2 protein-coding genes are annotated in these 630 nt (G+C 47.1%); both read right to left on the bottom strand.

Annotated elements, in window-relative coordinates; translation table 11 throughout:
* Positions 1-441, bottom strand: a 441-nt coding sequence (gene dgt, locus R8O10_RS25910) for a dGTP triphosphohydrolase (protein WP_318192055.1), incomplete at its 3' end; no start/stop codon positions are given.
* Between the two features lie 12 nt (positions 442-453).
* The coding region (locus R8O10_RS25915; RefSeq protein ID WP_318192056.1) for a YfbR-like 5'-deoxynucleotidase at positions 454-630 on the bottom strand (177 nt) is incomplete at its 5' end.

Genomic DNA, 630 nt, shown 5'->3' on the forward strand with positions numbered 1-630 from the left:
CTCCAATTTGGTCACAATGCGAAAAGTCTGCGCATTGCCTTCAAAGCCACCATGGTCACGCATCATATAGTTCAATGCGACTTCGCCACCGTGTCCGTATGGTGGGTGGCCGATATCGTGCGCGAGACACAGAGAGTCAATCAAACTGTCCGAGGGCAATAGTTCTTTAAATTCAGACTGTTTCTTTTTGAGTTGCGCGACAATACCCGTGCCTAATTGGGCCGCTTCTAACGAGTGGGTAAGTCGACTTCTATGAAAGTCTTCCAAGCTGTTGCCATGAACTTGAGTTTTCGCTTGCAGGCGTCGAAATGCCGCAGAGTGCAGGATTCTCGCTCTATCACGTTGATAGGGGCTGCGGTGGTCATCACGGCGGATTTTATGCTCATCATCGTGGCGCTCTTGCCACAAAGAGTGTAATTCAAACGACACGTTTATCTCCATAAACTAAACTGGCTAACTGATTTCATCCAGCGATAGCTCAAAGCTTGGGGCGAATGTATTAAGGAAGTATTCCATTTCTGGCGTTTTACGTTCTTGTAAAGTGACGTCTAGGCGCTTTTTCGCTAAGGCAAACTCATGGTTACCTGCGCTTAGTTCTTCCAAACATTTTAAGTACGCACAGATGGAGTC

Source organism: Vibrio sp. 1727 (assembly GCF_033344415.1).
GTDB classification, from domain to species: Bacteria; Pseudomonadota; Gammaproteobacteria; order Enterobacterales; family Vibrionaceae; genus Vibrio; species Vibrio alginolyticus.